The 25,609-nt window shown below is 69.0% G+C and carries 26 protein-coding genes and 3 pseudogenes; 17 read left to right on the top strand and 12 right to left on the bottom strand.

The features are described 5' to 3' along the window. Positions 1-400: 400 nt before the first annotated feature. The gene (locus GGE06_RS37200; RefSeq protein WP_221518935.1) at positions 401-1,360 is read right to left on the bottom strand and encodes an MFS transporter; all 960 of its coding nucleotides are present in this window, start codon (positions 1,358-1,360) and stop codon (positions 401-403) included. Further along, positions 1,357-2,307 carry a MerR family transcriptional regulator gene (locus GGE06_RS37195; RefSeq protein WP_184932866.1) on the bottom strand — a complete coding sequence of 317 codons (951 nt, stop codon included), beginning with the start codon at positions 2,305-2,307 and terminating at the stop codon, positions 1,357-1,359. Before GGE06_RS37195 ends, GGE06_RS37200 begins: the two co-directional genes overlap by 4 nt. A gap of 74 nt (positions 2,308-2,381) precedes the next feature. On the opposite strand from GGE06_RS37195, the gene GGE06_RS37190 reads away from it, so the two are divergent. Together GGE06_RS37190 and GGE06_RS43060 are read left to right on the top strand one after the other, a co-directional pair. Then, a complete protein-coding gene (locus GGE06_RS37190) occupies positions 2,382-2,573 on the top strand; it encodes a hypothetical protein (RefSeq protein WP_147321130.1) in 192 nt (63 codons plus the stop codon). Between the two features lie 132 nt (positions 2,574-2,705). Then, positions 2,706-3,533: a DUF3761 domain-containing protein gene (locus GGE06_RS43060; RefSeq protein WP_246532964.1), complete on the top strand. Its 828-nt coding sequence runs from the start codon at positions 2,706-2,708 to the stop codon at positions 3,531-3,533. Between the two features lie 122 nt (positions 3,534-3,655). Here the strand turns inward: GGE06_RS43060 and GGE06_RS43055 are convergent, their stop codons facing one another. From GGE06_RS43055 to GGE06_RS37175, 3 genes and pseudogenes are all read right to left on the bottom strand, one after another. Then, positions 3,656-4,099, bottom strand: coding sequence for an STAS domain-containing protein (locus tag GGE06_RS43055; protein ID WP_246532994.1), 444 nt, complete (start codon positions 4,097-4,099; stop codon positions 3,656-3,658). A 194-nt stretch (positions 4,100-4,293) separates the two neighbouring features. Then, positions 4,294-4,785: pseudogene (locus GGE06_RS43050) on the bottom strand (SulP family inorganic anion transporter); the annotation flags it as partial. 158 nt (positions 4,786-4,943) lie between these two features. Next, a complete protein-coding gene (locus GGE06_RS37175) occupies positions 4,944-5,615 on the bottom strand; it encodes a GAP family protein (protein WP_184932865.1) in 672 nt (223 codons plus the stop codon). A 120-nt stretch (positions 5,616-5,735) separates the two neighbouring features. Here GGE06_RS37175 and GGE06_RS43905 point away from each other — a divergent pair. Then, positions 5,736-6,314: pseudogene (locus GGE06_RS43905) on the top strand (DUF1254 domain-containing protein); the annotation flags it as partial. A 321-nt stretch (positions 6,315-6,635) separates the two neighbouring features. Next, positions 6,636-7,289 carry a class I SAM-dependent methyltransferase gene (locus GGE06_RS43040; RefSeq protein WP_246532986.1) on the top strand — a complete coding sequence of 218 codons (654 nt, stop codon included), beginning with the start codon at positions 6,636-6,638 and terminating at the stop codon, positions 7,287-7,289. 475 nt (positions 7,290-7,764) lie between these two features. Here GGE06_RS43040 and GGE06_RS37165 read toward each other — a convergent pair whose 3' ends face one another. After that, entirely contained in the window at positions 7,765-8,226 is a 462-nt protein-coding gene (locus GGE06_RS37165) for an Lrp/AsnC family transcriptional regulator (RefSeq protein WP_116163619.1), read from the bottom strand. Between the two features lie 62 nt (positions 8,227-8,288). On the opposite strand from GGE06_RS37165, the gene GGE06_RS37160 reads away from it, so the two are divergent. The 4 genes from GGE06_RS37160 (at position 8,289) to GGE06_RS37145 (ending at position 10,528) form a co-directional block, all read left to right on the top strand. Then, entirely contained in the window at positions 8,289-9,035 is a 747-nt protein-coding gene (locus GGE06_RS37160) for an AzlC family ABC transporter permease (RefSeq protein ID WP_184932863.1), read from the top strand. Next, entirely contained in the window at positions 9,028-9,357 is a 330-nt protein-coding gene (locus GGE06_RS37155; RefSeq protein WP_116163614.1) for a branched-chain amino acid transport AzlD family protein, read from the top strand. Before GGE06_RS37160 ends, GGE06_RS37155 begins: the two co-directional genes overlap by 8 nt. Positions 9,358-9,397: 40 nt before the next feature. Beyond that, positions 9,398-10,186, top strand: coding sequence for a thioesterase family protein (locus tag GGE06_RS37150; RefSeq protein WP_184932862.1), 789 nt, complete (start codon positions 9,398-9,400; stop codon positions 10,184-10,186). Positions 10,187-10,315: 129 nt separating this feature from the next. After that, positions 10,316-10,528, top strand: a complete 213-nt coding sequence (locus GGE06_RS37145; RefSeq protein ID WP_116163609.1) for a hypothetical protein — start codon at positions 10,316-10,318, stop codon at positions 10,526-10,528. A gap of 143 nt (positions 10,529-10,671) precedes the next feature. Here GGE06_RS37145 and GGE06_RS37140 read toward each other — a convergent pair whose 3' ends face one another. After that, positions 10,672-10,812, bottom strand: coding sequence for a hypothetical protein (locus GGE06_RS37140; protein WP_181924747.1), 141 nt, complete (start codon positions 10,810-10,812; stop codon positions 10,672-10,674). 432 nt (positions 10,813-11,244) lie between these two features. Here GGE06_RS37140 and GGE06_RS37135 point away from each other — a divergent pair, with 432 nt between their 5' ends. Both GGE06_RS37135 and GGE06_RS37130 read left to right on the top strand, forming a co-directional pair. Continuing rightward, a complete protein-coding gene (locus GGE06_RS37135) occupies positions 11,245-11,511 on the top strand; it encodes a hypothetical protein (RefSeq protein WP_184932861.1) in 267 nt (88 codons plus the stop codon). A 507-nt stretch (positions 11,512-12,018) separates the two neighbouring features. Beyond that, the gene (locus GGE06_RS37130; RefSeq protein WP_246532963.1) at positions 12,019-12,870 is read left to right on the top strand and encodes an MBL fold metallo-hydrolase; all 852 of its coding nucleotides are present in this window, start codon (positions 12,019-12,021) and stop codon (positions 12,868-12,870) included. Between the two features lie 198 nt (positions 12,871-13,068). On the opposite strand, the gene GGE06_RS37125 is transcribed toward GGE06_RS37130, so the two are convergent. From GGE06_RS37125 to GGE06_RS37105, 5 genes are all read right to left on the bottom strand, one after another. Further along, positions 13,069-14,064 (bottom strand): GNAT family N-acetyltransferase, encoded by a 996-nt coding sequence (locus GGE06_RS37125; RefSeq protein WP_312883432.1) that lies wholly within the window; start codon positions 14,062-14,064, stop codon positions 13,069-13,071. 513 nt (positions 14,065-14,577) lie between these two features. Continuing rightward, positions 14,578-15,276, bottom strand: coding sequence for a restriction endonuclease (locus GGE06_RS37120; protein ID WP_184932859.1), 699 nt, complete (start codon positions 15,274-15,276; stop codon positions 14,578-14,580). A 22-nt stretch (positions 15,277-15,298) separates the two neighbouring features. Continuing rightward, positions 15,299-15,508, bottom strand: a complete 210-nt coding sequence (locus GGE06_RS37115) for a hypothetical protein (protein WP_184932902.1) — start codon at positions 15,506-15,508, stop codon at positions 15,299-15,301. Between the two features lie 494 nt (positions 15,509-16,002). Next, positions 16,003-16,269: a hypothetical protein gene (locus GGE06_RS37110; RefSeq protein ID WP_184932858.1), complete on the bottom strand. Its 267-nt coding sequence runs from the start codon at positions 16,267-16,269 to the stop codon at positions 16,003-16,005. A gap of 529 nt (positions 16,270-16,798) precedes the next feature. Beyond that, entirely contained in the window at positions 16,799-17,140 is a 342-nt protein-coding gene (locus GGE06_RS37105; RefSeq protein ID WP_184932857.1) for a DUF5713 family protein, read from the bottom strand. Positions 17,141-17,336: 196 nt separating this feature from the next. Between GGE06_RS37105 and GGE06_RS37100 the strand changes: the two genes are divergently transcribed. The 7 genes and pseudogenes from GGE06_RS37100 to GGE06_RS37070 all read left to right on the top strand — a co-directional run bounded on the left by GGE06_RS37100 (position 17,337) and on the right by GGE06_RS37070 (position 25,411). After that, positions 17,337-17,570 (top strand): hypothetical protein, encoded by a 234-nt coding sequence (locus GGE06_RS37100; RefSeq protein WP_147321128.1) that lies wholly within the window; start codon positions 17,337-17,339, stop codon positions 17,568-17,570. Positions 17,571-17,757: 187 nt separating this feature from the next. Next, positions 17,758-18,505, top strand: a pseudogene (locus GGE06_RS37095) (transposase family protein). Between the two features lie 691 nt (positions 18,506-19,196). Beyond that, positions 19,197-21,092: an ATP-binding cassette domain-containing protein gene (locus GGE06_RS37090; protein ID WP_181924744.1), complete on the top strand. Its 1,896-nt coding sequence runs from the start codon at positions 19,197-19,199 to the stop codon at positions 21,090-21,092. 128 nt (positions 21,093-21,220) lie between these two features. After that, positions 21,221-22,270, top strand: coding sequence for a phosphotransferase (locus GGE06_RS37085; RefSeq protein WP_116163590.1), 1,050 nt, complete (start codon positions 21,221-21,223; stop codon positions 22,268-22,270). A gap of 320 nt (positions 22,271-22,590) precedes the next feature. After that, complete coding sequence (locus GGE06_RS37080) at positions 22,591-23,370, top strand: methyltransferase domain-containing protein (protein WP_312883431.1); 780 nt, start codon at positions 22,591-22,593, stop codon at positions 23,368-23,370. Positions 23,371-23,571: 201 nt separating this feature from the next. After that, positions 23,572-24,786, top strand: coding sequence for a methyltransferase domain-containing protein (locus GGE06_RS37075; RefSeq protein WP_246532962.1), 1,215 nt, complete (start codon positions 23,572-23,574; stop codon positions 24,784-24,786). 118 nt (positions 24,787-24,904) lie between these two features. Further along, positions 24,905-25,411, top strand: a complete 507-nt coding sequence (locus GGE06_RS37070; RefSeq protein ID WP_184932855.1) for an NUDIX domain-containing protein — start codon at positions 24,905-24,907, stop codon at positions 25,409-25,411. The last annotated feature ends 198 nt before the right edge of the window (positions 25,412-25,609 follow it).

The raw sequence follows: 25,609 nt of genomic DNA, 5'->3' as shown, positions 1-25,609 counted from the left end.
CGCCGGGCTGAAGCTCACGCCGCACGACTCCCGGCGGATCTACGTCGGCGTCTGCGACAACGTGCCGGGTGGGTGAGATCGAGGGCATCGGCCTCGATCTCACCCACCCGCCCTCCGCGCCAAGCACGACGTCGATCGCCCTCGTGGCATCTGCCGTCGCCGCCGAGCCGCGGGGACGTCTCGCCCAGGCGATCGACCGAGGAAGCAGGCTCGACGGCGAAGCCGGCTCCGTCCTCGTCGAGCGCGCCAGACATCTCCACGTGAGCGTCCGCTGGTCGTACGCCGTACCGCATCGGCCACCGGCGTCGGCTCATCCGCCGGATCCGATCCTCTCTCGACGCTACGCACGCAAAGCCGACCGCTTCCTCGCCTTCACCAGCCTCGCCTGCGCTCCCATCTGCTACCGCAGACCCTCCAGCCGGCCGCAGCAGCCGTCACGACCAGCACAGGAACGAGCACGAAAGCCGTCGGGCTTCCTTTCGCCTCGGCGAGGTGCGCGAACACGGCCGCTCCTGCCGCACCACCGGCCATGTCGAGGGTGCTGAGCCAGGACATGGTCTCGGTGACCTGCCCGGCCGGCGTGCTCCTGCCGCGCGTAGATCGGCAGCACCACCTCCACGGCCGTCACCCCCGTGACGAACAGGGCGTCGGCCGCCAACAGGAGGCGTAACGGGGACGAGGTCAAAGGCCCCAGCCAGTGCCCGGCGGCGGCCGAAGGCACGACGACTGCAGAGGAATTACCCACCAGCGCGACACTGGTGACCGTCATCGTCGTGATGGCCGCAAACGGCGGGAGAGGCGAGAGCGACAGGCTGAGCCAGCCGGCGAGCACCGGTCCGACGATCAGCGCGGCACCCATCATGGAAGCGTCGAGCGCCATCGCCGTCTTCAGGGTTGTGCTGGTGGTGACGCTGTGCCAGACGAATCGCATCATCACCGCGACGGGTGGAGCACTCGCGCCGACGGCTGCGGACAATGTGCAGATCAGCATGGCGTCAGCGCCGCCCTGAACCGCCGTGATCACGGCGATGGTGGCGGTGAGATTGACGGCAAGGCAGCTGAACAGGACCGGACGGACCGGTAACCGGTCGATGAGCCGTTCTCGCAACGGTGCGGTCAGGCCTTGGCCGAGGGCGGAGCAACCCACCGCCAGTCCGGCGGTCCCGTACGAATGGGAGCTGCTGACCAGGAGCAGCAGGCTCAGGCTGGTCATGCTCGCGGCCGGCTTCGACGTCATGCTGATGACGGCCATGCGCCAGAAGCCGGGCACGCGGAGCAAGTTCTGGTAGTCGGCAAGGATCCGGTCCTGCTCCGGGTGGTCCGGTCCTGTGGTGTCGAGCGTGGTGCGTGAGCGGCTCATTGCTGCAGCATCCGGGTACGGAGTGCCGCAGCGGACCAGATGAGTGCGGGCGCCAGGCTCTCGGGGGCCGGCCAGCCGTTGACGACGGCCAACAACGACAGGTACTGGTCCCAGCGCGCGTCGTTCATCCGCTCCAGCCGGGCGGCGAGTCTCCGGTAAAGGGCGCGGGGATCGTGTGAGGCCGGGTGGCCGAGGATGCGCGCATAGTGGGCCGCGAGTGCGCTCACGATCGGCTCCGCAGCCGGCGAGTCCGGCTCGACACCGGCCTCGAGTGCCGGTGTCACCTGGGCCCGGACGGCTTCGACGAGGACCCGGGGCAGGCCCGTGGCGTCGTCCGGGGCCCGGTCGGCCGCCAGGTCCTGGGCCATGCCGTGCAGTGTGGTGCGGAAATCGCGGTCCTGGGACAGCTCGGCCAGCCGTACCCACGCCTCGATCTGCTCGGGCTCGGGGTCGTCGGGCAGTTCGGGTGTCAATGAGCGGATGGCCGCCGCGAACGCGGGGTGATCGTGCAGGCCGTCGAACACGGCACCGAGGAAGTCATCGATCAGATACTGCCGTTCGTCTGCCGACAGACGTGCCAGTTTATGCATGAGATCCATCTCCTGGGGGGTCGAGCCGCGCCGGGCCACCGCCGTCAGCACAGCGCGGCGCTGCCGCAGGACGCGGATCTGCACGTCCAGTGCCTCGGCGTGCGTCGCCGCGACGTCCGTCAGCGAGACCTCCCGGTCCACGACCCTGCGGATCGTGGCCAGGTCGATTCCCAGCTCGCGCAGGGTGCGTACGAGCTCGAGGCACGCGAGGGAATCGGCACCGTACCGGCGGTATCCGGCCGGAGTGCGGGTGGTGGGTGGCACGACCCCGGTGTCGGCGTAGAACCGGATGGCCTTCACCGTCAGACCCGTCCTCCGAGCCAGATCACCGATCGAGTAGAGCGTCTCGCCGTTCATGCCCCCACCTTCACGTCTCCCCCTACCGGAGACTCAAGCCTCAAGCCACCAGACTGCCCTGCTCGGCACAGCACATGGACAAGTCCAGTCACGAGATGCGCAGCTGTCCGGCCCTGCCGGTCCTCGCCACCCACCAGGGCACCCGAGAAGGCCGGGACGCAGCTGACGCAGCGGTCGACCTCTGCCTCGCCGTCGCCGATCTCCACCGGCAGGGCCGGGTCGACTGCGACCTCTGGCTGATTTTCATTGAACGGTCATCTACCTGACAGTACGAGGCTAAAGTCATCGCCCTGACATCACCTGCCCCAGCCCGCAAGCGGGCGTCGATTCGCGACCGGGAGCAGGACGAGGCACGCAGGGGAGCGTGCATCTCGTAGGAGCAAGGGGGGGACCCAGACATGGCCCGAAACCAGAGACCTCAGCCGACCGCGGAGGACAGGAAGAACTTCCGCGTCGGCTGTGGCTTCATGCTCGCCGTACTTCTCGTAGTCGGCGGGTGCAGTGCTCTGTTCAACGACGACAACGACCCGTCGTCCGCCTCATCGACCTCATCGATCTCGTCATCCGTCCACGACGACAAGGCCACGACCGTCACGGTCGCGGACTTCGTCGGCATGGAGCTCCAGGCAGCCCAGGACGCAGCACAGGCCGACGGCATCTACAACCTCGACTCGACGGACGCCACCGGTCTGGATCGTCAGCAGTTCCTGGACCGCAACTGGACGGTCTGCTCTCAGCAGCCCGCGGCCGGCGCGACGATGAGCACGGACGACACGCTCACGTTCGACACCGTCAAATCCAGCGAGGGTGAGACCTGCGACGACCCGACAGGGGTCGGCAGCAGCGACGAATCCGGCCCCGACGACTCCTCCACCAGCTCGAGTGCAGGGACCGACTACGGCGATGACGGTTCCTCCACCGTTTCCGGTACGGGGGACGACAACGGCGACGACGGTTCCTCCACCGTTTCCGGCACCGGCAACGACTACGGCGACGACTCGTCCAGCAGCAGCTCCAGTTCGTCGATCGGCTCCAGTTCGTCGATCGGCTCCAGTTCGTCGGGAAGCGACTCGAGCTCTTCTACGTCCTCAGACGGCGCTCAACAGGCACCCGCAGGAGCCACCGCCCAATGCAACGACGGTAGCTACAGCTATTCCGCGCACCGTCGGGGTACCTGCTCGCACCACGGTGGCGTGGCCGTCTGGCTCGCCGGCGCACCTTCGTAGAGAGGGTCGTCTTGGTCGGACTGGCCTTCGGCCTCGTGAAATTGAAGCCGCCAAAGGCGACCTCCGGTGACCGGATCGCCTGAGGACTTCCCGAAGGTTCGGGTGGGACCGCAAGGGAGCTCTCAGCGCTGCGGCGGTGGGGCTCCCCCCGAGGGTCGTTCGGCATCCGCGGGCCTGGGCGCGGCGAGCCAGGCCGAGGCTTCGGCGTAGGCCGTGTCCAGGGGAGCGAGGAGCGGGCCTTCGTCGGCTGGGACGAGGGTGACGTGGTCGGCGATGCCCGTGCGGCGGAGCACCTCGGCCGTTTCGGGCCGGACGCCCGCCAGGACGAGTCGGCCGCCCTGGGAGGTGAGCGTGGCGGCGTAGCGGCGCAGGGCCTTGAGGATCGCGGAGGAGGGGATGTCCGGGGCGGTGCGGACGACCAGCACGAGGACGGCGTTCCGCGCGTCTGCCGGGTCGGGCAGGGTCGTCCGGAGGGCGGGGAGTTCGGCGAAGAGGCTGGTGCCCTCGTAGGCGAGGACGGTGACGCGGGCCGGGGCAGCCGGGCCGGGACCGGGGCGGTGGACCATTGGTCGGCCTCGTCCCGTACGAGGGCGGTGAAACGGGCGTGGCGGGCTGCCTGGGCGCAGTAGAGCAGGAGGGAGAGCACCGCCCCGATGACGATGGCTCGCTGGAGCGGGAGTTGGGTGGTGGCCAGGAAGGTCACCAGCATCGCGGCGGTGGAGAGCTTGGAGGTGCGCAGGACGAGCAGGATGTCCTGGCGCTTGCCCCAGATCAGTTCACCGCCGGCGACGAGGATCAGGCCGCCGATCACGGGCATGGGGATGTGCTCGGCGAGCGTGCCCGCGACGAGGACGACGAGCGCGAGGAAGACGCCCGAGACGACTCCGGCCCAGCGGGTACGCGCGCCCGCCGAGGCGGCCACGCCCGTACGGGAGAGAGAGCCGCCCGACGGCAGAGCCTGGAAGAGGCCGCCGCCGACGTTGGCGACGAAGGCGAGCACGACACCGAGCCGCAGCAGCCCCATCACGAGCATGATCAGGCCGACGAGGACGGTGAGAGCGGCCACGTTCCCGGCGCCGTGCGGGTCGAGGCCGGCGTCGGCCAGGACGCTCTGGCCGGTCAGCGCGATGGCGCTGGTCAGCGTCGTGGTCATGAGGACGGTCGGGGCGGTGAGCGAGCCCAGGATCGGCGGCACGACTCCGGCGTACAGGCCCGCGACGGGATTGAACCCGGCGATCGACGCGTACGCCATGCCCTCAGGGATCGAGAAGAGACCGGTGACCATGCCGGAGGTCACGTCGGAGGAGCCAGGGCGACCCCACTGCGCGCGGAGCGATCGCGTCCGGCCGGTCCTCAGGCCGGTCTTCCGGCCGGTCCGCCCGCTCTGCTCGGCCGTCGCGTCGCCCGTCGTCACGCGACCACCGTGAGGGCGTCGCCGACGTACTTGGCGCCCAGCACCGCAAGTACCGTCGCCATGATCGCCGCGTTGTGCCGGGCCATCCACTCCTTCCAGCCGGCAAGCACCTGGGCCGACCGGTCACCGCCCGACAGATACACGCCGAGGGGCAGCAGGGTGCACAGGGAACCGATGAGCACCATGAGTGCGGCGGCCACCGTCTTCCCGGCCGTCGACGCGTCGGCGGTGGCGATGGACACGGCGCCGCCGACCGCGAGGACCAGGTTCTTGGGGTTGGCGACGACGAGGACGACGGCGAGGCCCGCCGCCTTGCCGGGCGTGAACCGGTCGACGCTCCGCATCCAGCCCGGTTGCTCGGCCTCGCGCCCGCCGCGGGGCCGGTCCTTCCACTGTTTCAACGCCATGAGCAGGAAGAGCACACCGAGTCCCAGTTTCAGCCACCCGGCCCAGGTGGGTGTCTGTCCCTTGTCGCCGCTGCCGCCACTGCCTGCCAGCACGACGACCGTCACCACGGCTGCGAGGCCGACGACCCAGCCCGCGGTGAAGGCGAAGCCGTTGCGGCGCCCCTGGGGCGTGGACAGCATCAGGATCATGGTGATCAGCGGCAGCGGACTGATCGCCACCCCCACCGCCGACGCCAGCATCCCGCCGATCGCCTCGCCCATCCCGGCGCCTCCCTCTGGCACGGCCCAACGTGTTCGCCTCCGTCTTCGTGCAACCTTCGCGATCTCCGAGGTCGGGTGCGAGTGTTGCCCGCTGAACGGGTGAGGAACGGTTTCCTCGCCATGATTGCCAAGCCCGTACTCACCGAGCCGTGCCCACCTCGCCGAGGTCGCCAGGGTGCACTCGTCCGCCCGCACTCGCCCTGCCCGAGCAAGCGGGTGACCGGAGCCCACCGCCCGAGGCGATCAGAGCGCCCCGCACGCTCACTCGTTCGGCGGATTGCGGCGTACCGCTTCTTCTATCCCTTGGTGTCGATGGAGGGGATCATGCGCGGGACCCGGGCGGCGGGAGCGGTGGACAACGAGTCCGCGCAGATCCTCGTCGCCCGCCCCCTGCACGTGGGGTTCACCCTGAACTCCGACACTCCGTACCTCGGCAGCGGCCTGGACCTCCGCAAGGGCGGTCCGCTGGTGATCGAGCTGCCGGCGGTACCACTGGTCGGCTTGCTCGACGACCACTACCACCGCTGGCTGGTCGACCTCGGCCTGCCCGGTCGCAACGGCCCGCGCGGCGGCAAGGTCCTGCTCCTGCCTGCCGGGTACGAGGGCGAACTGCCGCCCGAGTCGGAGGGGTACGAGGTGGTCCGCAGCGACACGTGGCAGGTGCTGTGCGCGCTGCGGGCGCTGCCGCTGAGCGGAGACGCGGATGCGGCGAACCGGCTGCTCGCGGTCGACGACGGACGCTGTGGCGACGGGGGTGGGCGGTGTTGGGGCGGTTCAGGTCGGGTCGGCGCGGCCCGCCCCCGCCGTCGGCCGGTCAGGACAGGACAGGACAGGACAGGACGATTCCGACGACGGGTCAGCTTCCGTCGCCGAGGCGGTGGCGCTGGGCTCACCGCACCCTGCTTGGCGCGGGCGTCGTACCGGAGTGGTGCGATGGCCGGGTGTCAACGGCGGTGGATGTCGCGCAAGTCAACTCGAGGTCGTGCCACACCCTGGCAGTTCGGGTTTAGGGTCGCCCGCATGGCTGAGCCCTCCTTCCTGACCGCCGTTCGCGAGTCGTACGACACGGTCGCCGCCGACTATGTCGAACGCGTCCCGCCTCCCGCCGCGATGGACCCGCTGTCACGCGCGATGCTGGCGGGGTTCGCCGAACTCGTGCGGACGGCCCGTCTGGGGCCCGTCGCGGACCTGGGATGCGGCCCCGGCCGTGTGACGGCGCACCTGGCCGGGTTGGGGGTGTCCGCCTTCGGCGTCGATCTGTCACCGAAGATGATCGGGCTGGCCCGGCAGGCCTATCCGGACCTGCGATTCACCGAGGGCTCGATGACCGCCCTGGAGACGAGGGACGACGAGCTCGGCGGCATCCTGGCCTGGTACTCCACCCACCACACGCCCCCGCAGTGGCTGCCGGCGGTGTTCGCCGAGTTCCACCGCACGCTCGCACCCGGCGGCTACCTTCTCTGGGGAGACTACGTCGGCGACGAACGGCTGCAGCCGACCCAGGGCTACGGCCGACCGGTGTCCTACGAGTCGTACCTCCTGCCCCTGAATCGCATGATCGGCCTGCTGGAACAGGCCGGACTCGTCGTCACCGCGAGGCTGGAGCAGGAGCCCGGCGGACGGGCGAACAGACCACACGCCTGCCTGCTGGCCCGCAAACCCGAAGAGCCCTGACGGGGCTTGTCCCTGCGGCGAGGCCGCTCGTGCCAAGTCGCCGACAGTCACAGCACGGCGGTCAGGCCGCAGGGTCGGCAGGGTTGGGAGGGCGGCCGCCCCGGACAGATGGCTTTCTCGCTGCGGATACGGGCGCGTTCGCGCAGCTGGGCAGTCATGACATCGGAGTGGCGGGCGTTCTGGTTGTGCCAGTGCCACCTGCGTTGCACTCATCGGGCCACCTCTTCAGCCCGGTCCGTTCCTGGGCGCGGCAGGATGCACGCGGTGGATGATGGCCGCCGGTCAGTAGGCGAATGCGCCCAGGTGCCGGCGCAGCAGGTCATCGAGGTCTTCCCTGTGCTCAGGGGGCGTACCGCATATACGGAACTCTTGTTCATGCACTCCGGACCCCGCACCTGCTTCGCCTCGACGAGCTGTCCGTCGCGGGAGCGGATGACGTCCACCATCAGTCCGCGCCTGCCGGGATCCCGGCCGTTCACGCGCCGACGGACTTGATGGTCTTCATCGTGAGGTGGGAGGTGAAGCGCTGGACTCCGGGCAGTCCGCTCAGCTTGCCGGTGAGGAAGGCTTCGCAGGCGGCGTGGTCGGCGACGGCGGCGCGGATGAAGTAGTCGGGGCGGCCGTACATGCGTCGGAACTCGATGACCTCCTCGTACGAGGCGACGGTCTTCTCGAACTCCTCGAAGCTCTTGCGGTCGTTGGCGTAGATCTCGACATCGATGAGGACTTCGAGGCCGCGGCCGACAGCGGCCGGGTCGATCACGGCCCGATACCCGGTGATGACGCCGGCTTCCTCCAGCCGTCTGACCCGGCGCAGGCATGGCGGTGGGGTGAGGCCGACCCGCTTGGCGAGCTCGACGTTGGTCAGCCGCCCGTCCTCACGCAGATGAAACAGAATTTCACGATCGATCGCATCGAGTGGCACTTCATTACTCATAACCCGACGATACAGCCATGATACGCAACCATATAAGGGGACATCTTTTCTAAAATGTCTCCATGCCTATACGTTCTGCTGCTGCGGCTTCCCTGCTGCCTGCCGCCGATCCGGTGGGCCGGCCGCCGTCCGATGCGCGGACGGCGTTCCGGGACTCGCTGTCGGTGGGGATGGGATTCGTGCCGCTGGGCCTCGCCTTCGGGGCGCTCGTCGTCCAGTCGGGTCTCGACTGGTGGTGGGCGTCGCTGTCGGCCGCGGTCGCCTTCGGCGGCTCGTTCGAGTTCCTGCTGATCGGCCTCGTCGTCGCCGTGGCTCCCCTCGCGTCGGTCGCGGTCGCCGCGTTCCTGGTGAACGTCCGCCACGTCTTCTACGCGTTGTCCTTCCCCCTGCACCGCGTCACCGGCCGGCTCGGCAAGGCGTACGGCACGTTCGCGCTGTGCGACGAGGCGTACGCGCTGGCCTCGGCCGAACAGGCCCGCTCGTGGACCGGCCCGCGCATCCTGTGGACCCAGTTCTTCCTGCACGCGTACTGGGCCGGGAGCGCGACCGCCGGCGCACTGCTGGGCTCCCTCATCCCCGAGGGCGCCACCGGTCTGGACTTCGCCCTGACCGCCCTGTTCACCGTGCTGGCCCTGGACGCGCTGCGGGACCTGCGCGGCGACCTGCCCACCCCGCTCCTGGCCCTGCTGAGCGCGCTCGCGGCCCGGGTCGTCCTCCCGGGCCAGATGCTGCTGGTCGCCTTCGCCCTGTTCACCGCCGGGCTGCTGGCCCGGCACTCGATGACCGCCAGGAGGCCGAGCCGTGCCTGACACCACGTACGCCATCGCAACTGTTCTCGTCGCCGCCGCCGTCACCTGGGCGCTGCGCGCCCTGCCGTTCGCCGCCCTCGCCCCGCTGCGCGCGAGCAGCACGGTGCAGTACCTGAGCACCCGCATGCCGGCCGGCATCATGATCATCCTGGTCGTCTACTGCCTGCACGACCTGCCGGTGACCGAGGTCCGTGCCGTGGCGCCGCTCGTGGCACTGGCCGTCACCGTCGGCCTGCACCTCTGGCGCCGCAACGCCCTGCTCAGCATTCTCGGCGGCACCACCGTCCACGTCCTGCTGACCAGCACCGTCTTCACCGCCTGAGCCCCGCCCCCGCCCCCGCCCCCTGGAAGGAACACGTCAGTTGAGCACCGACAGCTACTTCGAACGCATCGACGAGCACCGCTACAAGCCCACTCCGCACGCGAGCGGAGCCTGGGACCCCGACGAGATGCACGTCAGCCCGCTCGCGGGCCTGATCGTCCATGCCCTCGACCGCCACCTCGCCGACCGCCCGGGCGATGACCTCGCCGTGTCCAGGATCAGCTTCGACATCCTGGGCCGTCTGGCCCTCGACGAGTGCGAGATCCGTATCGAGACCATACGGCCCGGCCGCACCATCGAACTGATCGAAGCCCTCGTCCTCATCTCCGACCGGCCCGTCGTACGGGCCAGGGCCTGGCTGCTCACCTCCGGTGACACCACGGCCGTCGCCGGAGGAACGGCCGACCGGCTCACGCCGCCCGAGGTGCTCGATTCCTGGCCGATGACCTCGGTGTGGCCGGGCGGCTACATCGCCTCTCTCGACGTGCGCCCGGTCGCGCCGCCGCAGCCGGGCCGAGCGACCGCGTGGATCACGACCGTCCTGGACCTGGTCGCCGGCGAGGAAATCAGCCCGCTCGCCTCGTACGTCGCACTGGTCGACACCGCCAACGGCATCGCCGTACGCCAGCCGCCCACCGCCTGGATGTTCCCCAACGTCGACCTGACCATCCACCTCCACCGCCAGCCCCGAGGCCACTGGACCGGCCTCGACACCACCGTCGTCTTCGGCCCCACCGCCCAGGGCGTCACCACCACCGTCCTCCACGACACGGCCGGCCCCGTCGGCCACGCCCAGCAGATCCTCACCCTCCGCCCCCAGCCCTCTTGAACGGGCGGGAAGCCGGGCTCGGGCAGAAGGGCTCGGGCAGAAGGGCTCATCCCCCGCCTCCTGCGAATCCGCCCGCCGGCCTCACACGGACCTCTGTGTCCCGCGACCGACCCGATGCATCCTGGATGTATGGACAGCGCCCCGATAGTCGTCCACCAGCCCTCCCCCACCGGCGGCCGGCGCGTCACCGCTCACGGGAACATCCTGGGCCTGGCCTACAGCGACAACGACGTCGTCGAGTTCCTCCGCCGCGCCGGCCTGCCCGACGCAGAGAACCTCCTCGACGACCCGGCCTGGGTCAAATGGAAGGACGGCCACGCGCACCACTACGAGGCTGCCTGACCCGCCCGGACGCCCACGTGGGTTCCCTCCCGACAGAGGGCTCCTCGCGGGTCGGAGCAGCCGGCCAGCAGCCGGCACACGTGATCCGACTTCCTCTGCACCGTGGACGCCGGGGCGGACATCGCCGTCGTCGGACCCTGTATTCATCGCTCACGCTTCTGCACCCCGCTCCGAGGACAGTTCCGCGCCCAGAGGCGGAGGTCGTCGAGGCGGCAGAGGTAGTCGGCGCCGGCCTTGCCGACGGGATGAGCGAAGGCGGGGGCGTTGCGTCGGGCCCAGCGCACGCCCGTCAGCGTCGTACCGGGGAGCTCCTGCTGTGCGGACCGAAACCCGACCGGGGGCTCCTTCGCCGGGTCCTCAACGGACTCCGCGGTCACCGACGAGATGCCTACGTCTCTCCCGACCATCGTGGACGGCCGGCTCAGCTGGCCAGCCGACAGGATGTCCCCTGAACGCCCATAGCCCCGCAGCGGACAAGATCGGCACGTGAGACACCGTCCAAGGCATGGGGCTCGGTGGGGTCGTACGGCGGTCGCACCAGCCCGAAACATACGGCGAGATCTCGGGCGCGGCCGGGATCGGACAAGCGGGAATCACCGACGTTACAGGCCCGGGCCGACCGCAGGCTCCGCCAGGCTCCCGGAACTCTCAGTGACGAGCGGTTACGGTGAGACGTCAGCAGATCGCCTTGGATCACTGTCGTCCGGAGGTCGTCCTTGCTTCGTCTCGGCGTACTCGCCGTCACCGCGGTCCTCTCCTTCGGCGGGACTCCCGCACAAGCCGTGGACGGGCCGGAGAAACTGACCGTGATGTCGAACGAGCAGTACGAGGAGCTGCTCAGCAGTCAGGGGCGGCCCGCCGCACCCTGTGGGGCGACGCCCCATACCGACACCGACACCGACACCGACAGCATGGCCATCGCCGCGGCAGCCCCAGGCTGGGCCGTACCAAGTTCAACAGCAAGGACCGTCGGAGCAAGGTGACACCGACCCGCGTCGGCACCAGCGAACTCCGTGGTGCCCTGTGACCGCCGGAGCGACGAGGCGTCACCCGCGTCGTGCTGGGGGACGGCCGCCGGCACATCCTCGACACCGTCACGTTCGAACTCGACAGCAACCGCTCCCCCGCCCAGGATTCCTACACCCCGACCGGCGTCTACGACTTCACCCGTTGGTAAGGCACCCTCACAAACGGCGGAGTGGCCCAGAAACGCCCGAAGCTGTCGGAGGCTGCCAGCCCCCAAGCACATATACGCCAGTGACGCATCAGGCAACGTTCGCCCTGTCGACGACGGCGCGTAGGCGTCGGTCGTCGACATGGCGGGCCCGTCGGTGTCGTGCGCACGGGCGGTGCCCGGATGCCGCCAGGAGTGCTCGGGCCGTCGTCGCTCACCTGAGCCGACCACCACGAGTTTTGCGGTTGCCAACAGCCCGGCACGGGGCTGGACTGGTTTATGGACCCTGCGGCGACTCCGCCCAAGGAGAGCACCCATGGCAACCATGGATACGTTCAATCTTTTGCAGCCGTACAAGATCGCCGAGGAGACGTTCGTCATCCCGTGGGCCCTTGAGGCCCCGCCGGTCGGCCACTTTCCGATGAACTCGATGGTGATCCGAGGAGCCGAACCGATTCTCGTGGACACCGGGGCGCCCGCAGTGCGCGCCCAATGGCTGGAGGCAGCCTGGTCCGTCGTGGATCCTCTGGACGTACGGTGGATCTTCCTCACCCACGACGACCGCGACCACGCCGGCAACCTCCTGGCGGTCCTCGCCGAGTGCCCGAACGCGACCCTGCTGACAACGTGGTTCTCCATCGGCCGCATGGCCGAGGAGTGGGAGACTCCCATCAACCGGTGCCGCTTCATGACAGACGGCGACACGATCGACGCGGGCGATCGCACCTTGGTCGCCAAACGACCGCCCCTGTACGACAACCCCACAACCCGCGCTCTCTTCGACCGGAAGACCAACACCCTGTGGGCCGTCGACACCTTCGCCACGAACGTGCCGACCCCCGTGCCCGAAACGGCAGCGCTGTCGCCGGACGAATTCCGTGACGGCCAGTTCTTCGGCGGTCGGCTGGTCTCCCCCTGGGTCGCCCTGCTGGACGCCCAGAAGTTCGGGACGGTCGTCAGCTACTTCCAACACCTGAACGCCGAGGTCATCGCCGGCTGCCACTGCCCTGTCCTCCGCGGCCCCCAGATCTCCGAGGCCTACGACCTTCTCCGACAGCTCCCCGAGATCCCACCGTGGACAGAGTTCACCCAGGCCGACCTGGATCAGTGGATGGCGGTCGCCGAGAGCTCGGTTCCACCGGAGCAGCCGCGGCCGTCGGGGACGTGAGATCGACGATGACGAGCGCCGACGACCGACACGTACACGCCGTCGTCGACAGGGCGAACCTTTCCTGATGCGGCACTAGTCAGAGCCACACCGCTCGGCCACTCAGCAAGTCCCTCCAGGACCTGTCCTGGCGATCAATCCGCGCTCCGTCTTCGAGGTTCCGCACCATCAAGATGCTGCGGAGCTGCCTTGTCGGAATCAGACGGTGATCGGCTTGCGGTAGCGGACGTGCACGTTCTGGCGCCGGAAACCTACGCTCTCGTAGAGGTCGTAGGACCGGTGCGGATTCGCGGTCCCGGTGTACAACCGGGCGGTCTCTGCACCGCGCTCTCGAAGGCATCGCAACCCGTTCAGCAGCAGGGCCCGCCCAAGTCCCAGGCGCCTCGACTCCTTCCGGACGCTCAATTCCTCGACCTCGCCCACCGTGGGGTCCTGCCGACGGATGGAGCACAGGGCGACACCGGCCATTTGTCCCCCATCCCAAGCAGCCCGCCAGCAGGCCGAGTCGGCCGTGGCGAGAAAGCTCTCCAACGTCCACCTCTGAGTGAAGGCGGCACCCGCATACGAATCGACGACCGTCTTCCAGGCCGCGCGGTAGCCGCTTGGATCGATGGGACCGACTCGGATGCCGACTGGCAACGGCTTGTCGTCGGGGAGCTGTCGGAGATCGGCCAGCTCCAGCTCCACCAGGCCGAAGACACGTCGGTATCCCCTGTCGAGCAGTAGCTTCGTTGCATCTTGTTCAGAGGTCATGGCGTTCGCGCCGAGGACGGCCGTCTGTGCGGTTCCATGCTGTTGCACGAGCCGGCGGATACGGCTTTCCGCCCAGTTGAGCATGGCTGAGCCGATGCCCTGGCCGCGGTGCTCGGGCAGCAGATAGCCGCGGTGCAGGTACAACCACGTCCCGTCCCGCTCCTGCCACCACCTGATCGTCAAGTAGCCGACGACGCCACCGTCGTGCTCCACCAGGACTTGGTTCTGGGATGGGTCGTCCAACTTGGCGGAGGCTTCGGCGATCTCGGCTGCCGTCGGGAGGCCTTCCACAATCGAGCGGGTGTCGATCCGGTCCCGCTCTACACAGCCCAGCCGCACAGCGGCCATGACGCCGTGGTCTTCCTGGCCGCGATACGGCCGGAAGACGTAACCAGGCATCCATTCCAGCGCTGCAGGGCCGTCGCCGCTGTTCACGCCCACACCGAGACCCCCGTCGGGTTGGATATGCGGTGTCATCGATCACCGAAGCGTAGGCCGTGCGGATCAGACGGCAGAACTGTTTTCCGTTGCATGACCGTTCGCGGGGACTTGACGGACGACGAGCGGGAACCGCTACGGCACCCGGTACGCACTGTGGGAAGAGCGCTCCGTCGCTTCTGGTATGCGAGGGATTACCTTGAGGAAGGCTGGCAGTGATGGGGCTGAAGGCAGACTCGACACCCACCATCCGCCCGGTCAGCGGATCACCACGAGCGCAATGGCCCTCCCCGTCCTATGGTCGTACTGGACGCCCACAGGACGGGTCATCCGCCTCAAGCCGGTCCTCGTGTCCCCGCACGTGCACGGGGACCGGCTCCAGTCCTCGCAGGGTGAGCCCCCGTCACGCACCTGCGTCGGCGCAGCTGTGCACCCGCGACAAGCGGCACTCGAGTCGGCCGTGCAGAGGATCCGGGCAGCCGACGCGTCGCATTCCACGGCCGCCCGTGGCTGATCTCAGGAGCGTGAAGTCGGGCTGCGGGGTGGAGGGATGCCTCGGAGCAGTTCCCACAACGGGCGCGAACCTGAAGCCCACGCCGCCAGAGTGTGACGATCGACCACGTGGAGCCGCTGTTGCCGGGCGAAAGCCACGGCCGGCGCGGTGACCCGGCCGTTCGTGATGATCACGGCGATGTCGGCTTGGTGGACCTGACGCGCGGTGCCGTTGAGGACCTGGAAATCTGGGGTTCCCACAGCAGCCCCGGCAAGACCTTTGCGCCGATGCTTGCACTGAACGACCCAGCGACGGCCGAAGGGATCGGTGGCCTTCACATCCGCTCCGAGGTCGCCGCCTCCTCCGACCCGCACCGCGTCACGGCAGCCGTCGCGGTACATCAGGTCACGCACCGCCTCCTCGAACCGTGTGTGGTGAAGGCCGTCGAGGTGGGTCAGCGCGTAGCGCAGTCCCTGGGCCCGCACCGCCTCCCACCGGGCTCTGTGCTGCCGACGGTGCAGCCAGAGGGCTCCCGCCAGGGCCGCAAGCACAGCGACGATGACGAGAATCCACGGGTGAGCCAATAACCACCTGAGCAGTGCCAACGCGATACCTGTGGCCGCAACCGCCGCAAGGGCGAGAACGGTCAGCTGCTGTTCCTGGTGGCGGCGCCGGCGAACGTTCCCTCTGCGGCGGCGACGTGCTGGTCGGCGACTACTCATCGGTGCTCTCCTCGGCCGGAACTCAACGGCTGGCCTGGGTGACGCCGCTCGTCAGCTGGCCCAGAACGGTCGCGATCCCCTGACCCACAGGTGTAGGAGCGAGGAGAACGCCCAGGGCGAGGACGATGGCCACGGTCGTCTTCTCGTCGAAACGGCTGCGGGCCTCGGTACGGCGACGCAATCGCAGGACGACGATGACTATGAGGAGCACCGCCACGTTGATGGTCACCACCTGCTCCAGCCTCCCCACCTCGAACGACCCACGCATCTGGGGGCCATGACCTCCGCGTCAGCCTTCTTGTGTAGTTGTGCCACGGCGCCGGCGAGGGCACGTTGCCCACAGATGGCATGAAGTCGTCGGGCCTGGCCGGATAACGGAGCGGGTTTCGGCCGAGGAGTCCAGACGACTGTCGCGGCAAGGCGACATAGCAGCGCTACTCGAATAGATGTTCTGGGCACTGAGGTGGTGAGGGGAAGCCCGCTGGCAGGCGAGCAGCCGACCGCTTCCGCAGGTGCTTCTACCGCCCTTTGCGGCTTCCTCGTGGAGCACGAGAACAACAAGAGCCAGCCCGCCATTGATGCGGTACACCGGTTATCGGAGCGTAGATCCTACCGTCCAGCGGCTCCAATGCCTCCTCCCCTGGGCTCCTCTGCGGTCATGATCGTGCCCCTGACGGTGAGTTGACGTCGATGGGGCATGCTTGGCAAGGCCTTCAACAGAGCCCTTCAGTGGAGCCCATGGGACCGCTGGTGCTGATCAGGCGGGGAGAAGCTCAACCCGTTCTCGTCGAGCGCGTTGAAGACGGTCACCTGACTCGTCTCGAAAAAGAAGCCGACGTCGACGTTTCCCTGATCCAGATCCCCGCCCGCCCACTCGACCAGCACGGCAGCGACGAACCGGCCGCCCTCAACGAGTTCGCCGAAGAGGACGGTCTCACCGTCACCCTCCTGTACCCGCTCCTGACCCAGTGGCGGTCGAACTGCTGCCGTCATGTGCCCACCGACCCAGTCGGGCGCAGGTGGTGGACCTTCCAGACCCGGGTTTCCGGATCGCTGCATCCCTTGGCCAGAGGGGTGCGCGCCCCAGATCGTTCCGCCCCGAGCAGCTACAACACGCGCTACGCACGACAGCAGACGCCGAAGGGCCGCACGGGGGGGGGAATTCGATCAGGAGCCCTGCCTGCAGCTGGTGTGGTGCCAGTTCCTGCAGGCCCCCCGGCTGATCACTATGCTGCCGGCCTCCCTCGACCGGATCGAGACCGTCCACTCCAGTCATGCGCCCGGGCCGAGGATCGTACGGCTACGAGCCACCGCCGTGCGGTTGTCGGCCGCCTGCATACGCCACGCATACGTTGTGTCTTGTGACGGCCTCCCCGGTCTACGCGACAACCGGGGGTCGGTGGGTGGCGTCGCTGCTTGACATCCCGAGAGGCAATTAGGCCCGCCGCCCGCTACGAGGCGACCGTCCTGGTCGCAGCTCTGAACGAATGGCCTTGATCGAAGGTGGCCTTCCCGGCCTCGTTCACCAGTCCCGGCCGACGGTCAGCTCCTCCGCATCCGCATCCGCGAACCCGTACGCCGACGCGACAAAGCAAGACTCGTCACAGATCCACTCACGTGCAACCGTCTCAATCCCGCTCCCGGCCGCCACGAACTCCCTGTCCAGCAGGTTGAACTCCTCCGTTGCAGCCTGGGTGAGCCCATACAAAATCACCAGATCCGACGGCTGCTCGGCCTCAATGCGCTCGCACAACCGCAGCAGGACGGCCCTTCCCTGATCGACCACGTGATCAGGGAAGTACGAGTCGTCGTACATCTTCCGCAGGAACGAGTGTCCAGCTACCTGCTGGTTTGTGATCGGCATGGTGCTCTCTGCCTTCGCGAAGACCTGACGCGCCAATCATGCACAGCACCACTGACAACGACACCACTTATGCACGGCACGCCCCACGCGACCAGAACACTCCCAACGAGCCTCAACTTGATCTTTAACGTCTTGGCCGTTGGCCAGCTGCTGAATTGAGTCGAAGCGGCCTCAGGCTGCGTGGGACCATTTCGGCATGCGCCTGATAGCTGACGGAGTCACGCCGACCTCGCGGTTGGTGCTGGTGAAGGATCTCGAGGCTGACGACGGATACGCCTTCGAACTGGCGAACCCGCTCTTCCTGCCTGTCGGTGACCGAATCGCTTTCGAAGGTGACGGGCTCGTCGTCGTGCGGGCCGGCGGAGAGCGATTGTCGCCAGCAGGCGACTGGTCCACTCGTTGCGAGCCCGGATCGCTGCGCCGCCGTTAGGAGTCGCTGCTCGTCGGCGCGTCGTACTTGATCAATCGGTTCAGTGAGCCGTTTTCATCCTGTCTCTGCGGGGTGAAAGGGCAGGTCAGCGGGGGTGGGTGACGAGGCGAGGCTCCTGGTCGCTGCGGTGGTGTTCTCTACGCACCACGCATCGTCCGAGGAGCCTCGCTTGGTCCCGTATCGTGCCATGCTCGACGTCCCGCATGAGCTGGTCGAGCATGTTTCCTGGCTCATCTACGCACGAAGGTGTGAACGCCGTTCGCGGTGGCGGAAGCTGGACTGCTTCCAGCAGGCCCTGCTCGCGCTGGTGCATCTGCGCAAGAACGAGACGCTGCCCGCCCTGGCTGCCGGGTTCGGCGTCTCCACCGCGACGGCCTGGCGCTACGTCGACGAGACCTTGGACGTCCTCGCAGCATGGGCTCCGGGCCTGCACGAAGCCCTGACCGGGCTGGGCGGGGGCGATCACGTGATCGTTGACGGGACCCTGATCGCCACCGACCGCATCAAGGCGGATGAGCCGTACTACTCGATGAAGCACCGCAAGCACGGCATGAACGTGCAGGTCATCGCCCGGCCCGACGGCACACCGCTGTGGTTCTCCCGCGCGACGCCGGGCCGCACCCACGACCTGACCGCGGCCCGCGCCCACCGCCGTCGTCCAGGCCTGCCTGACCCGACAGATCCTCATCCTTGCGGACCGCGCCTACCAGGGCGCCGGCGCCACCGTCCGCACCCCCTACTACCGCCACCGCGAACAGACCGCCCACTACCAGCACTTCAACCGAGACCACGCCAGACTGAGGGCCCCGGGCGAACGCGCCTTCGCTCAGCTGAAGTCCTGGCGACTGCTCCGCCGGGCCAGATGCTCCACCCGCCGCATCGGCACCATCGTCCAAGCCGTCCACACGCTGCTGACCTGCGACTATTCAGGATGAAACGGCTCAGTAACCGTCGTACGTACAAGCTGCCTTCGTCTGAACACGTACTCCACTCGACGACGACAAGACCCCAGACAAGCTCGCCACGCACAGCACCGACAGAGGCGGCCACGCTGTCCCCTGACGACCGACCTCCGCAAGGCCGAGGCCATGCGCACCCTCTGCCACCAGGCCACCACCAGCCCGACCCGATCGACTTCCTGGTCAGCAATGCCCCCGACCGTTGACGAGACGACGCCGGCCCACTGAGACGACGCATTGGCCACCAAAACCTGGCCAGCCACTGCCTCCTGGCCCATGAGCCGACCGCCGCCATGGCAGCCACTGGCTGAAGCCGGATCATCACCATCGGCTCCGCCCTCGCCACGGCGGGCGGCCATGAGGGTGCCGCCCCCTCTCTCCGCCCTCAACAGGCGTTCCTCCGCAGCGCCGACCACCTGAGCCGACAAAACAGTGAGGGTTTCTCCAGCGCAGCGGGTCGGCAGAGTCGCGCGAGGCGGTACCACCGGCGTTTCGGCCAACACCCCTTTCCTCTCGTCCTCTTGCCGGAAGCGGGTCGATGCATCCTCCACGCTCCGCCACGCGCAGAATCTCGGGGTCCGGGAGAAGACTGAAACACATGTGTTCGATATCTCTGCGGTGTCGTTGAACCTCACGACCATGTCGGACAACCGTCAGGGGGACCACGTTGACCTCGACCGCCTCCAACGAGCAGCAGAACCCCACCACTCCCCCGCCTCCACCCCCACCTGCAGAGATCACGTACAGCGGGCAGTACTCGGTCAATCCGCTCGCCGAGGTCTCCTTCCGGCGGATGTGCGGGCAGCTCCCGGCCGTCCTGGGCCGGATCGCCCGGCTGGCGTGGCGGATCGACCGGCGTGGTGTGCAGCTGCTGATCGGCTGCCAGGCGGTCACGGGCGTCTCGGCCGCCGTGCTGCTGACCGCCACCGCACGCGCCATGCAACACGTCCTCGGCGACGGCTCCGCCAGTGCCCGGCTGCAGGGAGCTCTCCCGGCGCTGCTGGTGGTCGCGCTCGCCGCCGCGCTGGCCCGCGGTACGGCGGCGGTGGCCGCGTACGCGGAGCGGCGGATCACCCCGAGGCTGACGACGGAGACGGACAGCGCTCTGGTGGAGGCGGTGTGCCGGGTCGAAGCGTCCGCGTACGCGGAGGAGGGGTTCTCGGACCGGCACGAGGCGGCCGAGATGGGGGTGATCCGTACGCACGTGATGGTCACCGACGCCCAGCGGTTCCTGTCCGCGCTGATCCGCATGGTCACCGCCGGCGGTGTGCTGTCGGTGCTGAACCCGCTGATGCTGCCGCTGCTCCTGCTCGCCGTGCTGCCGGCCGGTATCGGCGCCGTCCTGAGCGCCCGGGTCGACTACGAGATCCACTACGCCAACGTGGCGGACCGCAACGTCAGGGGGATGATGCGCTGGTGGGCGACCACATCGAAGTACGGCGACGAGGTCCGCGCCAACTCGATGACCGACTACCTGGTCTTCTGGTACCGGGCCCTGTCCGACCGGTGCGACCGCCGCACGCTGGCCGCAGCCCCGCGGACCCTGCGGATCGCTCTGCTGTCCGCTCTGGCCGGCGGTGTCTTCCTCGTCGCGACCTGGAGCGCCCTCGCGTGGCTGGCCGTGTCCGGACGCATCGCGCTCCCGGTCGCCGCGACGGCCGTCATCGCCGTCCAGACCACACTCGCCGCACTGTCCCAGGTCGTCATCCACGGAGCCGCGCTCTTCCACACCAGCCTGTACTTGAGCGACATGCAGGCCTTCCTGGACGACGCCGCCGCCCGCAGGCCCCGGCGCGGGCCCCGTACGCACTCCGCGCCGACGGAGGAGATCCGGCTCGAAGAGGTCGTCTACCAGTACCCGGGGAAGGACAGGCCGGCGGTCGACGGTGTCTCCCTCGCTCTGAAACGGGGCCAGATCCTCGCGATCGTCGGCGCGAACGGCTCGGGGAAGTCCACCCTCACCCGGCTGCTCACCGGGATCTATCTGCCCGACAAGGGACGGGTCACCTGGAACGGCACCGACCTCGCCGAGGTGGACCCCGCCACCGTGTGGGCGGACACCGGTCTGGTGCCGCAGATCTTCGCGCAGTGGCCGCTGCGCGTCCGCGAGAACATCACCCTCGGTCAGCCCCGTACCCACGACGACGTCCCGGTGTGGGAGGCCGTCGACGCGGTCGGCCTCCGCGAGGCCGTCGAGGACCTCCCCGCCGGCCTTGACACCCTTCTGTCCCGCGATGTCTTCGGAGGCACAGAGCTCTCAGGCGGGCAATGGCAGCGGATCGCGTGTTCCCGGGCTCTGTACCGGCGCCCGGGGTTGTTGATCCTCGACGAGCCCACCTCTCAGATGGATCCGCGCGGTGAACACCGGATCTTCGAGCAGATCAAGGCCATCGCCGCCGACCGCATCACGATCGTGGTCACCCACCGCCTGGAGAACACACGGATCGCGGATCACATCGTCGTGATGGAGCACGGGCGTATCACCGAGCAGGGCCGGTACGACGACCTCGTCCACGGCGGCGGAACCTTCGCCGAGCTGCTCGAGCTCTCCCAGGACCGCTGACCGCTCTCGCCCCCACGCTGCCAAGGAGGAGCCGTGCTCCCACCCCTCACCACTCCCGACGGCCGCCTCCCCCCTCCTCTCCCCGCCTCACACCCGAGCGCGAGGCCCGCGCAGGAAGAAGACGCGTCGTGACCACCACCGCAGCCTCCCAAGACCGGATCCCCCTCGTGACACTGATGCTCACCTCCGAGTTCGGCATCGTTCCGGCATCGGTGACCCCGGGTCCGTCCGGGACCGCGACCCGTAACTACGTGGCCACCACGAAGGCCGGCACCGCCTGGTTCGTCAAGACCTACACGGTCGGCACGGATCGAAGGACGGCCGAGAGCGCCGCCGCGCTGAGCGAGTACGCCCGGCTGTGCCGCGTACCGGTCGCCCGCGCCCGCTACACGGTCGACCATCAGCAACTGGTCGCCTCGGACGGGGAAGTGACCATGTCAGTCACCCGCTATCTGCACGACACGGTCACCGCCGACGGCCGCCTCACCGGGCGTCGATGGGAGGCCGTCGGTGAGGCGATCGGACTTCTGCACCGCAGCCTGGCCCGCCACCGGTTCGGGCCGCCCCGGCTCGAGGCACGCGACAGGGCCGTCGATCCTGTACGCAGCCGCTCCCGCCTCGAAAGCCTCGTCCATCGCTACGAGGCAGACCCGCCTCGTTCGGACTTCGAGCAGTGGGCGGTGGAGGCGGCACGCGAGCGGCTGGCCCGGCTGCCGGCGGTGGCGCGGCTGCTGGAGGGCGCTCCGGAGCGGACGACCTCGCAACTGGTCCACGGGGACCTGTCGGGCCCCAACGTGCTCCTGCGCGGGGACGATGTCGCGGCAGTGATCGACTTCGCCGCGCCGGGACGGCGCAGCCTCATGTGGGAGCTCGGCCGACTGGCACTCGACCCGCGTACTGTCCTCGCCCAACCGGACTGGCCCGAGGGGCTGGGTTGCCTCGCCGCCGTCTATCACCAGCGTCATCCGGCGGTGCCGGTGGAGGAGTTGGTGAGCGTGGTACGGCTGACGGCCGCGTATCTGGGGTGCACCGTGTATCCGCTCAACGCGGTCGTGGACGGCCTCGGGCCCGCCACCGAGTCTCTGGAGGCGTACGCCAGGGACCGCGTCGAGGCCGCCGTCGTTCTGCGTGAGCGGCTTGACGAGGCGGAGGAGGTACTGAGGGACCACCTCCGATAGCCGCCCCTGCCGACCCGTATCAACCGGCTCTCATCAGGCCGACACTGACGCACGACGCCTTTCCTCTTTCCTCGGCGGCCTTCTCTCGGCCCCGTCACTCCCCGCGACCACCGCGGTGAGGTACCGACATGCCCTGCGTTCCCTCCCTCCCCTTCTCGTTCCGTATGTTCGCCGCGACCCTGGTGAGGTACTGACATGCGCCCGTCCCGTGACCGCCTGCGATCCACAGTCGGCGAGTGCCTCATCCGGCACCCCGGCGCGCTCGACGCGCTCGGCGCGCTCGACGGCCTCCTTACGGCGGAGTTGACGGGGTGGCCCCGGTGAACGACTTCTCCGCCGTCGGCGCCGCCTATGCCGAGCATTCGGAAAGCTCCCGGGGCCGACTGCGCCACGACCTCGTCGAGCGCCGTCTGCGGGCCGAACTTCCCGCTTCACCCGTACGGATCCTGGACGTGGGCTGCGGGACCGGCGAGATGACGATCCGGCTCGCCGGCGCCGGACACCAGGTGACCGGCGCCGACCCGGATCCCCGCATGCTGGCCATCACGGCCGGCCGGCTCGCGGCCCTGCCGGAACTCCGCGACCGCGTGGAGCTGGTGGAGGCCGGCATCGACGGTCTCCCCCACGGTCGTGAGGTGTTCGATGCGGTCTGCTGCCACGGCGTACTGATGTATCTGGACGGCCCCGAGGAGGCGCTCGCCCGGCTGGCCGAACAGGTCGCGCCCGGCGGCCTGCTGAGCATCCTCGCCAAGAACCGCCGGGCCATCGGCGTCCGCGAGGCGCTGACCGGTGACTACGGGGGTGCGCGCCGGCTCATCGAGTCCGCAGCGGACAGAAGTACCGGCAACCTCGGTCTGGAGACCCGCGCCGACATCGCCGAAGACCTCGACCGGCTGGCGGCCGGGCACGGGCTCACACCCCTGGCCTGGCAGGGCGTACGGATCTTCCACGACCACCTCGACGACAGCTGGACCCCCGGAAGGGCCGCGTACGAGGCGGCTCTGGAACTGGAATGGGCCGCCTCCTGGCGCAGCCCGTACCGGGACATCGGTCACCTCGTGCACACCCTCGCCCGTCGACCGGAGCTGAACCGGTCGTGACGGCCACCGGCCGACGGCGCTCACCGCCGGCGTCTTCTCCCTGTACGCGGCGCGGCTCGCGGGGGCTGCTCGCGGCGCTGCTCGCCGAAACCGTCCCGTGTTTCGTCCCATGTCTCGTCCCGGCAGCGCTGCGGTGGGCACCGGTCCGCCGCCTGACCACCATGCCCGCGACCGCCCGTCACCCGCGAAAGGACAACCCGCATGTCCCTTGATCTCCAGCCCGGTGCGACGAGCAGTCGCCGTGCCGCCATGGTCGACCGACTCACCTCAGCGGGAACCCTGACCGACCCCCTGCTGCGGGACACCCTGCTCCGCGTACCCCGCGAGGTGCTTCTCCCCCACGCCTACCTCCGCCTCAGCGGCCCGGGCGCGGATCCGATCGACTGGCGTCTCCTCGACGGTTCCCACCCCGACGACCGTGAGGAGTGGCTCGACCTCATCCACAGCGACGCGTCGATCCTGTTCCAGCGCGACGGCGAACCCCTCGACGCTCTCGCCCGCGGCCCGGTGACCGGCGGCCACATGACCTCCATGTCCAGCTTCACCCCCGCTACGGTCGAGGCCCTCCAGGACCTCGGACTCGCGCCGGGCCACCGTTATCTGGAGCTCGGGCCCGGACCGGGGGTCTCCCTGGCACTCGCCGCCTCGATCACCGGTGCCGGGCTTGCCACCGGTGTGGAGCGCGACGGACACATGGCGGCCTTCGCACAGAGGAACCTCGACCGCCTCGGCATCGAGGCGACGGTGGCCGAGGGTGACGCACTCGAGGGGCACGAGAACCGGGCCCCGTACGACCGCATCCACTCCGGCATCGGGGTGCCGTGCCTCGCCCCGGCATGGGCGGAGCAGCTCGCACCCGGGGGACGGCTGCTGACCACGCTCACGACCCGGACACCGAGCTGGCCCGGTCAACTCCTCGTCACCCGCACCGACACCGGCCGGATCGCAGCCACCCTGCGGGGCCGGTCGAGCGGTTACCGGCCGATGTTCGGCTACACGTGGCTCAGCGCCCTGGATCACCGTGCGCGGATCGAGACCGACCCCGGCTCGGTGCGGCCCACCCGGCTCGCGCCGCCGGCGGACGACGCCTACGGCTTCTGGATCGCGGCCGCCTACCTCGCTCCGGGCCTCGTGCGCGACTTCCAGGCGAAGACGATGACGATCGTCGCCCCCGAGGAGGACTCCTGGGCCGTGGCAGGCCCCGGCGACGGCACCGTCCGCGTCCACGGACCGCGCGACGTATGGGCCGAACTCGAGGAGGTGTACGTCCGCTGGGTGCGGGCCGACCGCCCGGAGACGTACCGAGTCGACCTCTCCGACAGCACCGGCATCCAGCCCGTCACCTCCGGCACGGGGCGGAAGGCGCTGAGCTGGTCACTGCCGCCGCTCGCTACCGTCCCCAGGCAGTTGCCGTGACCGCGCTTCTGCGGATCGCCGTGGCCGCCACGGACGGAGCGGGCGCGGCCTGCGCCGTACTCCCCCTGCCGCAACGTGTCACCTCCAGGTGGCACTTTCAGAGCCGGAGGTAATTCGCATGCCCCACTCTCAAGCGTCGGGCGTTCTCGTCCGCGCGTGCGCTCTCGTCATCAACGCAGACGAGGTCTGCCTCATCCACCGTCTCCGCGCGGAAGGGGATCAGTACTCCGTGCCTGGAGGACTGCGACACCTCGGCGAGGGCACAGCAGCGGCTCTCGCCCGTGAGCTGAAGGAGGAACTCGGCCTGGACACCGACCAGCTCCCCGAGCCTCCCGTGCTGCGATGGGTACAGGACCAGACCACCACCCGCCCCGGTAGCACGGAGCCGTTCGAGCGGCTCCACCTCATCCACACCCTCAACGTGCCCGACAGCATCCGCAGCCGGATCGCCACAACGGAGCAGGACGCGAACGACACCACCCAGGTCGTCTGGGTCCCGCTGGCCCAGGCGGCGGCCCTCCATCTCTACCCAGCCATCGGGTCCGTGCTCACCACCCCTGCCGGTACGTCGATCGGCCCCGTCGAGCTGCCACCGATGGTGGACGGGACCTACAGGTGGCGCTGACCCAGGCCTCGATACACGATGACGGATGCTTCCTCCCGGGCGGCCAGCACCCTCTGTGCACCGCCCTCATCCCCAGGCCTACCAGCGGTTGATGCCGGCCTCGGGGGAGGCTGACCCCTACGGACCTTGGTGGAACCCACGCTGGATCCCCTTCGCTGCCGGCAACGACTGGAGGTGCGATTCCTTCATCGATACCGG

It is taken from the genome of Streptomyces nymphaeiformis (assembly GCF_014203895.1).
Taxonomy (GTDB): domain Bacteria; phylum Actinomycetota; class Actinomycetes; order Streptomycetales; family Streptomycetaceae; genus Streptomyces; species Streptomyces nymphaeiformis.
The sequence above is the reverse complement of the archived record's forward strand: the minus strand, read 5'-3'. Positions and strand labels throughout refer to the sequence as shown.